At 60.0% G+C, this 15,473-nt stretch carries 10 protein-coding genes; 6 read left to right on the forward strand and 4 right to left on the reverse strand.

What is annotated here, in order from left to right; genetic code table 11:
* Positions 1-145 precede the first annotated feature (145 nt).
* Complete coding sequence (locus B2344_RS14145; RefSeq protein ID WP_290485441.1) at positions 146-1,867, forward strand: ArnT family glycosyltransferase; 1,722 nt, start codon at positions 146-148, stop codon at positions 1,865-1,867.
* Here B2344_RS14145 and msrA read toward each other — a convergent pair.
* The 3 genes from msrA to B2344_RS14160 form a co-directional block, all read right to left on the reverse strand.
* Positions 1,861-2,511 carry a peptide-methionine (S)-S-oxide reductase MsrA gene (gene msrA / locus B2344_RS14150; protein ID WP_290479952.1) on the reverse strand — a complete coding sequence of 217 codons (651 nt, stop codon included), beginning with the start codon at positions 2,509-2,511 and terminating at the stop codon, positions 1,861-1,863. The two genes, B2344_RS14145 and msrA, sit on opposite strands and share 7 nt — an antisense overlap.
* A gap of 173 nt (positions 2,512-2,684) precedes the next feature.
* Positions 2,685-4,742 carry a penicillin-binding protein 1C gene (pbpC, locus tag B2344_RS14155; RefSeq protein WP_290485442.1) on the reverse strand — a complete coding sequence of 686 codons (2,058 nt, stop codon included), beginning with the start codon at positions 4,740-4,742 and terminating at the stop codon, positions 2,685-2,687.
* A 3-nt stretch (positions 4,743-4,745) separates the two neighbouring features.
* Complete coding sequence (locus B2344_RS14160; RefSeq protein ID WP_290485443.1) at positions 4,746-9,719, reverse strand: alpha-2-macroglobulin family protein; 4,974 nt, start codon at positions 9,717-9,719, stop codon at positions 4,746-4,748.
* A 170-nt stretch (positions 9,720-9,889) separates the two neighbouring features.
* Between B2344_RS14160 and B2344_RS14165 the strand changes: the two genes are divergently transcribed.
* From B2344_RS14165 to B2344_RS14175, 3 genes are all read left to right on the forward strand, one after another.
* Positions 9,890-10,252 carry a YbaN family protein gene (locus B2344_RS14165; RefSeq protein ID WP_290479955.1) on the forward strand — a complete coding sequence of 121 codons (363 nt, stop codon included), beginning with the start codon at positions 9,890-9,892 and terminating at the stop codon, positions 10,250-10,252.
* A gap of 140 nt (positions 10,253-10,392) precedes the next feature.
* Positions 10,393-10,983 carry a fatty acid desaturase CarF family protein gene (locus tag B2344_RS14170; protein WP_206991334.1) on the forward strand — a complete coding sequence of 197 codons (591 nt, stop codon included), beginning with the start codon at positions 10,393-10,395 and terminating at the stop codon, positions 10,981-10,983.
* A gap of 106 nt (positions 10,984-11,089) precedes the next feature.
* A complete protein-coding gene (locus B2344_RS14175; RefSeq protein ID WP_290485444.1) occupies positions 11,090-11,863 on the forward strand; it encodes an SDR family NAD(P)-dependent oxidoreductase in 774 nt (257 codons plus the stop codon).
* Positions 11,864-11,866: 3 nt separating this feature from the next.
* Here the strand turns inward: B2344_RS14175 and bioB are convergent, their stop codons facing one another.
* Positions 11,867-12,868, reverse strand: a complete 1,002-nt coding sequence (gene bioB, locus B2344_RS14180; RefSeq protein ID WP_290483581.1) for a biotin synthase BioB — start codon at positions 12,866-12,868, stop codon at positions 11,867-11,869.
* Positions 12,869-13,008: 140 nt separating this feature from the next.
* On the opposite strand from bioB, the gene B2344_RS14185 reads away from it, so the two are divergent.
* Both B2344_RS14185 and B2344_RS14190 read left to right on the forward strand, forming a co-directional pair.
* Positions 13,009-13,752 (forward strand): TVP38/TMEM64 family protein, encoded by a 744-nt coding sequence (locus B2344_RS14185; protein WP_290479958.1) that lies wholly within the window; start codon positions 13,009-13,011, stop codon positions 13,750-13,752.
* A 153-nt stretch (positions 13,753-13,905) separates the two neighbouring features.
* A complete protein-coding gene (locus B2344_RS14190; protein ID WP_034810507.1) occupies positions 13,906-15,447 on the forward strand; it encodes a 2-isopropylmalate synthase in 1,542 nt (513 codons plus the stop codon).
* The last annotated feature ends 26 nt before the right edge of the window (positions 15,448-15,473 follow it).

Here is a 15,473-nt window from a genome sequence, read left to right on the forward strand (position 1 = left end):
AAGGCTGCGATCACGGTGGATCGATATGTTGCGATGCAAAAAAGACACGGTTTGGAGGCGGACATGCGCAGATTGCGTGCGGTTCAGGGTATATTCTGCCTCGGTGGGGCGGCATAAGTCTCAAGTTGAGAAGGAATAGCACCCCATGACCGTCGAGGAATCCGAATCGCCTGGCCGCTGGCAGACCATCACACTCACCGCGCTGGCAATGCTGCTTGTACTGAGGGTTGTATTCACAGGCATTTCGCCTCTGAACCTATATGCAGATGAAGCGCAGTACTGGCGATGGGGCGATACGCTGGAATGGGGCTATTATTCCAAGCCTCCCATGATTGCGTGGGTCATCCATGCTGTGACAGCTGTATTGGGTGATGCAGAATGGGCCGTACGGCTTCCCGCGGCCTTCCTGCACACGGCCGGTGCCACCTTCATCTATTTCCTTGCGCGAGACATGTATGGTGCACGTGTCGGCATGTTTGCCAGCCTTGGCTATGCACTGATGCCGGCTGTCATACTGTCTTCTGTCGTGATCTCCACAGATGGCGTACTCATCCCCTTCTGGTGCGCCGCCCTTTGGGCTCTGTGGCGCCTGCGCAGTGGGCAAGGCGCATGGGTCAGCGCGCTGGGTCTCGGCGTCGCGGTCGGACTCGGCTTCCTGTCGAAATACGCAATGCTATATTTCGCGATCGGCGTCGTGCTGGTCCTGTTGATTGACGCACAGAGTCGCCGTGCCCTGCTGAGTTGGAAAGGCCTCGCAGCCTTGGCCGTGGCAGCAGCGATCTTTGCGCCACATCTTGCCTGGAATGCCGCGAATGATTTCAAGACGGTGAGCCACACGGTCGACAATGCCAATCTTGGCGGCGACCTTATCAATCCTGAGAACGCCCTCACCTTCCTGGTCGATCAGCTTGGCGTGTTCGGGCCAATCAGTTTCCTGGCGCTCGTCTTCGGCATCTTTGTGATGCGTAGCGAGGATGACGGCATCATGGGCCGGGACCGCTGGCTGCTCTGCTTTATCCTGCCGGTTTTGCTGATCATCATGGCACAAGCGGTCCTGTCGCGCGCCAATGCCAATTGGGCTGCAACTGCCTATCCGGCCGCGAGCGTGCTGGTGGCCTCATGGCTCGCCCGCGCAAAGCCAAATCGCAAACTTTGGTACATCATTGCAGCGGTCAGCTTCGTCGCTTTTCTGCTCGCGCCGGATGTGTCATTCGCCACGCGCCTGTTGATTGGTGCCATAGTCGCAGCAGCCATTCTGGGTTACGGCCATTTTGTGCGGCATTCCCCGTCCGGCCTGCTCTGGACCAGTTTGTCTCTGCACGCTGCTCTGATGCTGGCCCTGCTGACCCTCGCGCTACTGCCCGCCTCCCTGTCGACCTCGCTTGGTTTCGACAACGCCCTCAAACGCACTCGTGGCTGGGATAGCGCCGCTGAGCAATTGTTTGCGCGCGCCGATGCACTTGGCGCAACCTCAGTGCTCGTGGATGAGCGAGAAGCCTGGCACGGCCTGGACTATTACGCACGCGAGCGCACCACGCCGATGATTTCATGGCGCCGCTATGCCGGACCGAAGAGTTTTTCAGAGGCCCAGCCACTTGAGGGCGGTTTGGCCAATCGCGTACTCATCGCGTCGCTACATCCCGGCATGCGCCCGAAACTGCGAAGCGATTTCCAGTCCTTTGACCATGTGGGCGAAATTTCAATTCCGCTTGGAACGCGTAGCAATGGATGCCCGATCTTGCGGGAATTCCAACTTTATCTGGGTAACGGATATGACCGTCAGGACCGGACACCCGAATGGGAGGAACGTTTTGATGGACAGACGGAATTCAAGCCTGAGCCCTGCCCATCACCAACCGATCAATGACCGACTGACTCGCCCCAAAGATCTTCGACCCGGCCATCCCGGCCACATGAAGCGCGATAGTAGCGATACTTGAGCGGGTTCTTCTTGTAATAATTCTGATGATAATCTTCGGCCGGCCAGAATGTTTCGGCCTGAATCACCCGCGTCACGATGGGGTCCTTCAGCACGCCTGACGTCTCGATCTCGGCAATCTCGGCTTCAGCCACCGCGCGCTCGTCATCAGTGTTGACGAAGATCGCGGTACGATAACTGTCGCCCTTGTCGCAGAACTGACCATAGGGATCTGTGGGATCCACGTGCCGGAAAAAATACTCGACCAATGTGTCATAGCTGACCAGATCCGGGTCGTAGGTAACCTTTACGGCCTCGTAATGGCCGGTGTTCTCCTTGGAGACCTGCTTGTAAGTCGGATTGGCGATTTCACCGCCCGTATAGCCGGACACGGTGTCGATCACGCCATCAACCTTGTCGAAATCAGACTCAACGCACCAGAAACACCCGCCCGCAAAAATGGCCGAAGACAGCCGCTTGGGGGCCGTTTCTGCCAGGGGTTGGTCCTGCGCGCCCGCATTCGAGAAGAACGCAAGCGCCATGGCGGCCAAGCCAGCGGCGATGGTGAAGGTGGGGGCGGATGGCATACGCATGGCAGTTCCCGATACTCTATACAGTCGCAGCAAACACACGCTGCGTTCTGTCCGTCATATGGCGGTCTCCCGTCCGCCGTGAAGGCCAGAAAGTCAGTCCTAACATAAATGTGTTGCCTGCGTGTTGCCAAACTGCGTCAGCAATGAGGCTGATTGGCATGGCAGGAAGTATGTCAGGACGGCCCCATCAGCACACGGACCCTGACCCGGCTGGACCGCCCGCTCTGATCGACGGCCGTAATCGTGTAAAATCCCGCCTGCGTCGGCTGCCAGACTGGCGTACCGGCATCATCGATCTGGCTGGGCTTTCCGTCGATATACCAAGAAACGCGCCCCTCCCCGCGTCCAGCCAATACAAAGGGCCGGGCCGACTTGCCATCAACACTGCCGGCCCACAATTCCGCGCTCGCGGGTGGAAACAGGATTTCGGGCGGCGCTTCAGGCGAAAAGTCATGTAGCGCGCCGCGTGTTTCGATTTTGCGCTGCGTGGTCAGGCGTGTGCGAGCTTCGCCTTCATCTCGTAAATGATGGGCAGTTCGATCAGCAATCTCGAACAGGAAGGGCAATGCGGTCACCCGGCCGGTCTTGCCAGGCCGCGGCGCGCCATCGGCCCTGCCAACCCAGACGACAATGGCATGTTCGCCAGAAACTGCGGCTGCCCAGCTGTCGCGGAAGCCGTACGATGTGCCGGTCTTGAAAGCAACTTGTGGCGCGCCTGCAGTCAGGCGCCCTGGCATACGGCCTTCCGGCATGGGACCATTTTGCAGGATACGGACGATATCTGACGCACTCTCGGCGCTGACCAGCCGCCGTCCCATCCGTTCATAACTTGCAGCTTCTTGACTGGCGCGCCAGACCAGAGGCTTGGCCACACCCTCATCGCCCAGAGCAGCATAGAGGACAGCCAATTCGCGCGCTGTCAGGCCTGCACCGCCCAGCGCGAGGGCAAGGCCAGCGTCGTGATTTGCGCCGCCGCCAATGCGTGGTCGCGCGCCCGCCAGCGCCAACTGCGCCGCAAACCGCTCTGGCCCGACCCGATCCAGCATAAGCACCGCCGGCACATTGAGCGAATGCTGCAAAGCATCCGAAACCCGCACATCACCGCGAAACATCCGGTCGAAATTTTCCGGCTGATAGGACGCAAACCGTTTGGGCAGATCGGAAATGCGCGTATCCGGTGCGGCCTGCCCGTCATCGAACGCCATGGCGTAAATGAACGGTTTCAAGGTGGAGCCCGGCGAGCGGGCTTGCGCGGTCAGGTCGAGCCAGCCCCCTGCCCGGTCGCGCGAGGCAGATCCGACCAGAGCGCGCACACCACGTGTCGGAATGTGAACCACAATCGCCGAGACCTGAACGTCAGGGCCTTCCGCCTCAGCCTTGCGCAAGGCCATGGATTCGAGTTCAGCCTGAAGACCCGCATCCAGCGTGGCGCGCACATCCTCGCGCGGCCCGCTCGCCAGCGCTTTCTCTGTGCCGTGCCAGGCACGCATCGGAAAATCACGCCGCCGCGTCGGGACCGGCGATGTGGCTACTTCCTCCACATCAGCCTCGCTGAAAACACCATACCAACCGAGCTTGGTTGCGACCCAATCGCGCGCCTTTTGCGCCTGGTGTGGCCGACGATCCGGGCGGCGCACTTCGGGCGATTGCGGCAGGGCGATCAGCAGTGCGATCTCGTCAGCGGACAAGCGGTCAGCCTCGTGCCCGAAATAACTCCAGCTCGCTGCCCGCACGCCTTCAAGGTTGCCGCCATAGGGCGTCAGCGTAAGGTAGAGTTCGAGGATCTCATCTTTCGACAAGCGACGTTCGATCTGCCAGGCGCGCGCGATCTCGATCAGCTTGGACCCGACATTGCGGTCCCGAGGTTCCAGCAGGCGCGCAGTCTGCATCGTGATCGTGGAGCCCCCAGATACGATCCGCCCGGCCCGCGCCGAGTCTGCCACAGCCCGGCCCAGCCCCGTCCAATCTGTCCCGCGATGGCTATAGAAACGTTTGTCTTCGACCCGAAGCAGCGCCTCGATGAACTCTGGATCGATCTTGTCGAGATCTCCGCGGAACCGCCACCGTCCGTCTTCGGTCGGAAAGGCCCTCAGGGGCTTGCCCTCCCGGTCGGTTACCAGCGCGGAGATTTCTCCCGCGCGGTCAATTGGCGGCGGCAGCACCCAGTCCATCAGGACAACCGCAGCAAACACTGCGGCTATCCCGATGACGATACGCCGAGGCGTCAGCATGGCTTACTGACCGCCTCCCATCGTTCCGGGCGCTGCGCTGATCGTGACGCGGCCAGGCTTGGACCGGGCGAACACTTCCGGACGATACATATCCTCGGCCACCACACCCGGCATTGCGAAATCGCCCGGCGTTACCGCTCTGACGACATAGGCAAGCGTGACCGGCTGCGCATAGACATCGACGGCGGCCACAAACCGATCATCCTGTGCCTCGGCAGTCTGTGCATTCGCAATCTGGCCGAGATAGGCAAACGCGCCCGATCCGCCATATTCACGCCTGCCATCTGCAGGGCGCAGCACCGATTCAATCTCGAAGCCGGCGGGCAGCAGGTCCGCCACGATCACAGGGTTCAGGCGGCGCTCATGTGGCGACACCGTCAAGCGCACGATCAGCTGGTCCCCCTGGCTGACCCGGGACAGATTCACACGACCACCGGTCAGTGTAAAGAATGTCTTGTCGACGCCCATCTTGGATGTCGCAGCGGGCGGCGCCGTTTCTGGCGAACCGCTGACCATAACTGTCCGGAACATCGGCGCCTTGCCTTCCAGCGTGAACGTCACACCTTCCGTGGCCTGCGCTTCGGTCAGGGCATATTGCCGGTCATTATTATTACCACGGCCAAGCCCTTCGACGGTGAGCCGGAAGCCTTCAGCCCCCTTGTTCAGGGAGTCCACAGCCAGTAGCGCGAAAGCCTTTTCCTGCGTGGTCAATCCGGTCGGGTCTGGCGCATCCTCGCCCAGCTTGGCGGCAAGACGCTCTACCACATCCAGCATGTCCGCTTCGGATGCGAGGGCCAGGATGGCCGCCTCATCGCGCAGCGGGGTCTGGTAGTAATCGCCGGTATTCTCGTAACCGAGCGCGTCTTCCGCTGCGTTGAAGGCCGAGGCAGCCCGCGCCCGATCACCCAGCATGGCAAGGCCTGCGCCGATATGGGCGCGTGCCAACGGGCTATCGATGGAATCGAGCTCGCGGTCATGCAGGTAGCGCAGGCGAGAAATGTCGGCCTTGCCCGCCTTGGCGAGCACGTAAAGTGCATAGGCCGACGAGCGCTGCATCAGCTTCTCTGCCGTGTCGTTGGAATAGCGGCTTTCATAGACATCCGTGTCGTACCCATAAACGCGCCATGCATCGCCAGTCGAAACCTGCCGCAGAGCGCCATAGGCCCGCTCCAAGGATTCGTCCGGCACAGAGAAGCCAGCCTGTTTCGCGCGATAGACAAAGTCCGTCACATAGGCACCAAGCCAAGGGGATGCGTAGCCATCCCCTTCCCGCCACAGGCCGAACGCTCCGTCAGATCCCTGACGGTTGAGCAGCGTGTTCACCGCAGTCTGAATCCGCATCTTCGGATCATCGCGACGTTCTGGAGCCCCCATTGCAATCAGCTGTTCGGAGTAGAGCAATGGCAAGGCCCGGCTAGTGGTTTGCTCGGTGCATCCATAAGGGTAGCGGTCGAGCGAAGCATAGAGCGTCGCCGGATCCATTGGCAGCGTCGAATAGCCGACACTGATCGCAGCAGACCCCGGCACAAGGCCCTCCAGCAGATCAGCGTCAACAGAATAGCTTTCGCCCGGTTCCATCAATTGCCGACTGATCTTTGTTACCGGCAAATAGGGCGAACGGGTCTGTATCTGGTAAGTCCGGTCCGTTTCGAAATCATTTGGCCCCGTCACCGCCAACCTGACCGTTGCGATACCTTCTGAATCCGCACCAATCCGAACTGGCACATCCGCGCGCGCACCCGTTGCAAGCGAACGCGTCAGCTTGCCATCCGCAACATCAATCGGGCCGTCCGCTGAAATCTCGGCTGTGAACGCTCCAGGCCCGACTTCGACATTGTCGATACTGGCAGTAATTTGAGCTTCATCGCCAGGCGCCATGAAGCGCGGCATGATCAGATCCGACGGTGCTTTCTCGCGCACGATCATGCTGGACTCCGCTGACCCCAGACCAGATCGCGACCAGGCCACGGCCATCAAGCGCAGCTCACCATTGAATTCCGGCAGTTCAAGGCGAACTTTTGCCTTACCCGACCGGCCGACATCAACCAAGCCAGAGAAGAGCGCGACCGATTTCACCGGGACGACCGACAGCCCTTCACCGCCAAGTTGGTCTCCCCCTGAGCGGACTTCGGCTGGCAAACCCATATTCGGGTCAAGCAACCGACCGTAATCGTCGTACATTTCAACACCGAGCGCCTTCTTGCCATAATAGTAGCTGACAGGGTCAGGGCTCTCGAATTTGGTGAGGCGCAAGATGCCTTCATCGACAGCGGCCAGTGTCAGGAAGACCGGCTCACGTGGGCCGCCATCAAACTCGACCTCAATCACCTGCTCCCCAACAGGTCGGGCAATATCGGGCGCATTGAGCGTCAACTCGAACGTCCGCGAACCCATATCGACGGGCACATGTGTCACACCAACCGCACGGCGCGGCTTTGCCCGCAGAATCGGATCGCGCTCGGTATAGACCGAGACCATCACATAGGCGCCCTCTCCCCATTCATCGGTTACCGGCAGGGTCACATTGGTGCCCTGTGCACTAACGGACAAATTCTGTACCGACAGAATGCGATCGGTAGCCACAACGATCTGCGCCTGGCCCTCATAAGGCGGCACAATGGTGATATCGGCGCTCTGACCTGCAGAGGGGGCTTTCTCAGGTCCGATGATGCGGACACGGTCTGGCGCTTCGGCACCATCCTCTGAGACACCTCCGCCCCAGCCGACATAGAAATCGTCACTGGACGCGGCGGACGCATTCGCGTCGCTGCCTTCGACAACCAGTTCATGGCTGCCCCAATCCAGACCGGAAACGCGAATCTCGGTGCTGCCGCCTTCCGGCGTCGTCACGATGCCTTCATTGACCTTGGTCACCGTGCGAGACCGGCGCCAACGCCATTGGTCACCGTCCCGGTACCAGTCGTAATGATAGTCGATGGCAAGCAGTTTCCAGTTGAGCCGCTGCGCGATCGCCTGGCCCTTCTCGTTCATGGCCACGACTTCGTAGGCCGCATCCTGGCCTTCTTCGACCGAATATTCGAAACCGGGTTTCAGACCGACATAAAGGCGTTCCGGACGATACGGGATGCGCACGCTTTCTGTGACCGCGCGTCCGCCGGGTTCAAGTACGCTAACCACAGCATTGATGCGCAGTGGCCGCCCAGCATTACTGCCGGCATTTCCCGGCGCGAGCGTGACCGTCGCGATCCCGGCTCCGTCCGTAGTCGTATCATCCATTTCAAGGATGCGTTCACGAAAACTCTCATCATGCCTGCCGAACTTGAATCCCTTGTATTGCGGGAATGGGGTCGGCGCCGCTTCAATGCGGGCTTCGGATTTCACCGTCAGACCCGCGCCTGGTGCGCCATAAAGGAAACGCGAGGCAACTTCGACACTGCGGCTCTCACCCAACAAGACGGGCGCGTCCTTGTCAGTGTCGAGGTCAACGGCAATGCGCTGTGGCACAAAATCCTCGACTGCGAAGTTGACTGATCCGGATGCGCCCGACACACCGTCCACTTCCACCGTCGCACGCCACTGGCCACGAGATGCACCCTTGGTAAGTTCATAGCCCTCAACAACTGCAGACGCTTCAGGATCATCGAACCGTATCTTCCCGGCCACCAGCCCATTCGGACGATAGATGACGATATTGCCGGCACGGTCTTCAATAGCCTTGCCGGTATGATCACGCAGCAGCGCGGTCAATTGTACCGTTTCGCCGGGGCGGTAGATGCCACGCTCTGTATACATGAAGGCATCGATGTCCCCGGAGACCCGGCGGCCACCTACAGCATATTCTGAGAGGTCCACCGGCGCGCGGGTCAGGTCCAGCACAGCGAGTTCGCCCTTGGCGCTGTAGGCCATGATCAATTTGGGCTCCATATTGCCCTGGCCATTCGTGATCGGCGCATCAAAGGCCACCCGGCCAATTTCATTTGTGCGGCCTTCGGCAAGAATGTCATTGTTGCGCGCGACCAGCTGCACGGTTGTATCGGGCACTGGGCGACCGTCCTGCAGTGAGCGCAGCGTGACATCGAGTCCATTGCCACCTTCATAGGCGGTGATGGCCAGATCGGTCATCATGATCCACCGGTTGGAAGAGGCTGGCGGCTGCTCGGCGCTATCCAGGTCTGCGGCGTCCTTGACCGAAACATAATACGCGCCCGGCTCCAGCGGGCCGACGACGTCCTGCAAGGGGAAGACCGACACTACGGGCGCATTCTGCTCGCTGGCCACGTCCATCCGTCCCTTGAAGAGAATTTCCTGAACATCCTCAGGATTGTCTTCACCCCATGTATAGGCATAGCGGCCTTGGGCATTGGTTTGGCCTTCAGTAATGGACTTGAAGGCCAGCGCGCGATCATTGACGCGCGACACGGTTACTTCAACTTCGTCGACATTCACCGTTTCAATCGGAAGGCCATCTGCATCTTCGCGCGGCAGGATCACGCCTGCTCCCTTGAAGCCGACATAAGGTGGCCGGTCGGCGAAATCGATCGGAACAACTTCCTCATTCTTCAATGTGCGGCCATCAGCCGAAGGCAGGCCGGAAAGCAGTGTTGCAGACCGTTCCGACCCAAAAGTCAGACCGCCAACACACAGCTCGCGTCCCTCAACACTGAGCGCAGGTCGGAAAGCGGGACGGAATTCGAGATACGGCGAGTAATCCGCTTCCGGATCAAGCGGCGCAGAAAAGACGAAACACGCCAGCGGCTGTTCGGTGGCGGTATCGATACGGTAGCGGAAATAGGAGAAATCCTGCTCAACCTCGTCAATCGCAGCCTGACGACGGCGTTCGCGCTGGCGAGCAGCCACATTGTCAGCGGCGGAGCGCGTGACAATCGTGCCTTCATCACTGGCAGTATCAGATTGTCGGTCTTCCTTGTTGCCTCCACACGCCGCGAGCACGGCGATCATCATGGCTGTGACCAGTGTCCGACCAATTCCCCGCGTGCCCGATATGAAGTGCGACATGGAAACCCTCTCCTTTGAGCTTTCTTACAACTCTTACACATCTTCGCCACGGCGCGAACAGGGCGTGAATGGGTCAAATCAAAGAAATTCTTGCAAATTTCAGCCGCATTCAGCTGAGGTGGCCTGCTTTGGGGGTTGCCAGCCACCCCACAGCGCGGAATGGGTTTCTCATGTGGATCTGGCGAGCAGTCGGAGTTGTGGCATTCGCGCTCGGCGCGATAGGCCTTGCCTTACCGGTGTGGCCCACGACCATTTTCTGGATTGTCGCCGCTTTGGCCTTTGCCAAATCCAATCCCAGCTGGGCGGATTGGATCTATCGTCAGCCGGGCGTCGGCCCGGCAATCAAGACCTTCCTCGAAACGGGCGCCATGGCGCGTGAAGCGAAAATCGCCGCTGTTTGCGGTATGGGCCTGGCCGCATTGATTGTCACCGCGTTTGCTTATCATAAGCCGTGGGTACTGGGCTCAGGCCTCGGCCTCATCGCCGTCGGTGCTGTCTATGTGATCACGCGCAAACCCCTGCGCGACGAATAGATCCCTCTCCTGCTGCTCTCAGACCCGGACAGGAATCGAGTGATTGATCTCTCACTTGCCACAATTTCGCCCTCTTTTGCGAGCAAATGATCACATACTAACCTCACAAGAGTGTTCGACAGCAAGAAGGAGATGACCCCATGCCGGTCACGATTGTCGCGACTGCCCTTAAAACCGCCGCGTCCGTTTTCGGAGGCTTGTTTCTGGCCGATTTCATTTCAGGCCTCATCCACTGGTTTGAAGACCGGTACGGAAATCCGAAATGGCCTGTGCTGGGCCATACGATCCGCGCCAATCAGGAACACCATTTCAAACCGCGTGCATTTCTGGCTGGCTCATTCCTGTCGCGCAACAAGGAAGTCTTCGTGCTTGGCGCCTTGTTCCTCGCCGGCTTCTGGGCCACGGGCACGCTGAACCTGTTCACCGGTTCGGCTGTCCTGTTCGGCGTCTTCGCCAATGAGTTCCATCGCGCTGCCCATCGCAGCCCGAAGGAGAATGGCCGTTTGATCAACGCCCTGCAGAAAACCGGCTTCGCCCAGTCCTTCCAGCATCACGCCGCCCATCACCGCATGGGCAAGGACACCCATTATTGCGTCATTACCAACTACACCAATCCGGTCCTGGAACGCGCCCGGTTCTTCCCGGCCCTGGAACGCCTTGTCAAAATCGCTACCGGCCGGTCCCCACGTCTCGATGAAAGCGTCAATGAACGCTATCGCAAGGCGGCCTGATCCTGAGATATGCACCTCATCCTTCCCCGCCTTCCCTGAGGGCGGGGATTTCTTTTGTCGACGCGGCGTCTAGTCTGCTGGGCATAACCAAAAGGGAGAAACGCACATGGATCTGGGCCTAAAGGGAAAAACCATCTTCGTTGCAGGCGCCAGCCGGGGCATTGGCCTTGGCATCGTAGAGGCCTGCCTCGCAGAAGGCGCGAAAGTCGCCCTCGCCGCTCGTGGGGAAGAGAAGCTGGAACAGGAACGTGCGCGGCTCGCCGCCCAGTATGGCGAGGAAAATGTCTGGGCCCGCGCCGGAGACTTGCGCGATTCCCGCACGGTCGAGACGATGATAGACACGATCGAGAACGAACTCGGCGAGCTTTGGGGCGCGGTCGCCAATGTCGGCCTGCACCCTTGTCCGCCCGGATTTGAAGTCGACGACGCCACCTGGGATGCCGGCATTTCGCAAAACCTCGATTCCGCCTTCTTCCTAGCCCGGTCGGCCTTGCGACGCATGGACCCGCGTGGCGAAGGCGCCATCCTGATGATCTCTTCGATTGCAGGCCTCACCGGCCTCGGCACGCCGCTGACCTATGGCACGTCAAAAGCCGCGATGAACCATCTGACCAAGGAACTCGCCCGGGTATCCGGCCGCAACAATGTGCGCATCAACGCCATCGCTCCTGGAAACATCATCTTCCCGGATGGAGAATGGGAAGAACGCATCAATGGTGAGCGTGGAGACGCCTGGACCCGCTGGATCAAGCGCGAAGTCCCGCTCCAGCGCTTCGGCAAGCCTGAAGAGATCGGCTCAGCGGCAGCCTTCCTGCTCAGCCCGGTGGCCAGCTTCATCACCGGTGCCATCGTGCCTGTGGACGGTGGGCAGACCCGATAGGGATCAGCCGCCGATCAGCGTGGTCCGCCGCGCCGGGGCTTCCATTTCTGCCCGGCCGGCGGCCTCCAGGCCCATCTGACCCATCAGCGCATCATCCTCGTCGATTTCCGGATTGTCGGTTGTCAGAAGGCGGTCGCCGACAAAAATCGAGTTCGCACCCGCCAGCAGGCAGAGTGCCTGCCCCTCTTCCGTCATGCCTTCGCGGCCCGCGGACAGACGTACCCAGCTTTGTGGAAACACGACCCGGCAGACGGCAATGGCCCGCGCCATCTCGATGACCGAAATGGCCGGACTGTGGCCGAGCGGCGTGCCTTCAATCGGCACCAGCATGTTCACCGGAACGCTTTCCGGGTGCGGCGTCAGTTTGGATAATTCATGGATCAGGCCAATCCGGTCCTCTCGGCTTTCACCCATTCCCAGAATGCCACCACAACAGAGCTTCAGGCCAGCCGTTCGCGCACGCCCCAGCGTTTCAAGCCGATCATCATAGGTGCGAGTGGAGACGACCTTGCCGTAATATTCCGGTGAAGTGTCCAGGTTGTGATTGTAGTAATCGAGCCCGGCCGATTTCAGCGCTTCGGCTTGGCCGTCATCCAGCATGCCCAGCGTGACGCAGGTTTCCAGCCCTTCGGCCTTCACGGCTTCGATCATGGCGGCAACTTTGGGGACATCGCGATCCTTCAGGCTGCGCCAGGCCGCTCCCATGCAGAACCGGTCCGCGCCATTTTCCTTGGCTCTGCGCGCGGCGGTGACCACCTCATCGAGCGGCATCAGTTTCGAGGCATCGAGCCCGGTATCGAAATGGGCTGACTGGCTGCAATAGCCGCAATCCTCAGCACAGCCGCCCGTCTTGATCGATAGCAGTTGAGACTTCTGAACTTTCCCATCCGGCCAGTTGGCCTGCTTCACCGTCAATGCGTGCGCCATCAGCGTGTCCAACGGCAAGGCGTAGAGTTTCGCGATATCATCTCGGGTCCAGTCATGGCGAGGGGAGAGGTCTGTCATGCGCGGAATCCTTTTAAGCGACACTAGAGTTCGGCGGAGTACGTATCCGGGGGGACCAACGGGATCAACCACTGCTGAAATTAACTTTGCGGCAGGCGGCGGATTGACGTAAATCGGCTCGAGCTTGAAAGCCCCCTGTCATGGATACTCGGCCCGCCCCCAAGAAAGTCCTGGATGCCAATGCCCGTCGCGGCGCCATCATTGGAGGTATCGCGCTGGCTGTAATCATCTTGCTGTTCGCAATCGGCAAGACGACCAATCTGCTGGACATCGCCACCTTGCAGGCCCTCATGCAGGATATCGCCTCCAGCCCGTGGGCCCTGCCAGCTTTGATCCTGCTATTTGTGGTCGGCGCCTTTCTCGGCATTCCCCAATTTGCATTGCTGGCCATCGCGATTGCCATGTTTGGCCCCTGGCTCGGCGCGATGTTTGGTTGGATCGCCAACATGGTGGCAGGCGCCGCCACCTTCTATGCCGGGCGCCTTGCAGGCGAAAAAGCGTTTCGCCGGTATGCGGGTGAAACCGCCAACAAGCTATCCACGTTCGTTGGTCGCAATGCCATGATGACGAGCGCGATCGTACGCAATGTGCCTGCGGGCCCTGCCCTGCTGGTCAATATGGCTTTCGGCGTGAGTCATGCGAAATTTCTCCATTACTGGGCCGGCATGGGGGTGGGGATCATTCCCAAGATCGCCCTGATCGCCTTCGCCGGTCAAAGCCTGCTTGCTGCCTTCACGGGGAATCCACTGGTTGCTATTGCAGCGGCCGCTGCCGCCGTCGGCGTTTATATTGCCATCGCCGCCTATGCCCGTGCCCGGATGCGCAAAACCGGGCAATCTGTTGCCCTGATCCCGCAAAACGAGGTTGACACCGCCGCCCCATAGGCCGATGTAACACCCCATGTGGAATAAAATGCCTCTTCAGCTACTGCTTACCGGCCCCTGGCCGGTGATGTCTGCCTAGGTCAGCCAGGGCAGCCGCGCGGTCAGGGGTGATCACCAGCCTTATTTCCCATTCCCAGACCCGGTAGCTCCAAAATGTCCACGTCATCCAATCCTCATATCCGTATCTTCGACACGACCCTGCGCGACGGTGAGCAATCACCCGGCGCGTCCATGACCCATAATGAAAAGCTCGAACTCGCCGAGTTGATGGAAACCATGGGTGTCGATGTGATCGAAGCCGGTTTTCCTGCCGCCTCCGAAGGCGACTTCGCCGCCGTCAGCGCCATTGCCGAACAGTCGAAGTCAGCCATCATCTGCGGCCTCGCCCGTTCGACGCCGAACGATATCGAGCGCTGCGCCGAAGCCGTGAAGAAATCGGCCCGCCCACGCATTCACACCTTCATCTCGACCAGCCCGGTCCATATGAAGCACAAGCTGAAAATGGGGCCGAATGCCGTGCTCGAAGCGGTAGGCCGCTCGGTCGCCCAGGCCCGCAACCATACTGACGATGTTGAATGGAGCGCCGAAGACGCCACGCGCACCGATTTCGACTTCCTGTGCAAATGTATCGACGTGGCCATTGCCAGCGGTGCAACCACAATCAACCTGCCTGACACGGTCGGATACTCACATCCGGATGAGTATGGCGCCCTGTTCCGCCGTGTGATCGAGACAATCCCGAACTCTGACAAGGTCATCTGGTCGGCCCACTGCCACAATGACCTTGGCTTGGCTGTCGCGAACTCCATCAATGCCGTCGCCAATGGCGCGCGTCAGGTGGAATGCGCCATCAACGGTCTCGGCGAACGTGCCGGCAATGCCGCGCTGGAAGAGATTGTCATGGCCATGAAAGTGCGCAGCGATACGCTGCCCTTCGAGACCGACATCAAACCCGCCTATCTCTCCCGTGCCTCTGCCATGGTCAGCCGCATCACCGGCTTCCCGGTCCAGTACAACAAGGCGATCGTGGGCAAGAACGCCTTCGCGCATGAAAGCGGCATCCATCAGGATGGCATGCTGAAGAATGCCGAGACCTATGAAATCATGCGGCCCGAAGATGTCGGCGTTGCCAAGACATCACTGGTCATGGGCAAGCATTCCGGTCGTCACGCCTTCCGCGACAAGCTGGAAGCGCTCGGATACACGATGGAAGGCGATCCCTTGAATGATGCGTTCAAGCGCTTCAAGGCCCTTGCCGACCGCAAGAAGCACGTCTTCGATGATGACATTATCGCACTGGTCGATGACCAGTTGGCTGCAGAAGGCGAACGGATCGCGTTCAAGCGGTTGCGTGTGGTTGCAGGAACAGACGCCCCTCAAACGGCCGAGATTGATCTCGTTGTGGACGGCGAAGAGAAATTCGCCATCGCCCGCGGTAATGGCCCAGTGGATGCGGTGTTCAACGCCATTCGCGAGATCGTGCCGCATGAAGGCAAGCTGGAGCTTTATCAGGTCCACGCCGTCACTGGCGGCACCGATGCCCAGGCGACCGTGTCTGTTCGTCTCAACAGCGACGGCATCATGTCGACCGGTCGTTCCTCGGATCCGGACACGCTTGTCGCGAGTGCAAAAGCCTACCTCCACGCCGTGAACAAGTTGGAAGCGCGCAAAGCGAAGCGGTCGCAGGCCGCCTAGCACGCCCCGTCTCCTCTCAAAGAGTA

Source organism: Hyphomonas sp. UBA3195 (assembly GCF_002366485.1).
In the GTDB taxonomy this organism is placed as follows: Bacteria; Pseudomonadota; Alphaproteobacteria; order Caulobacterales; family Hyphomonadaceae; genus Hyphomonas.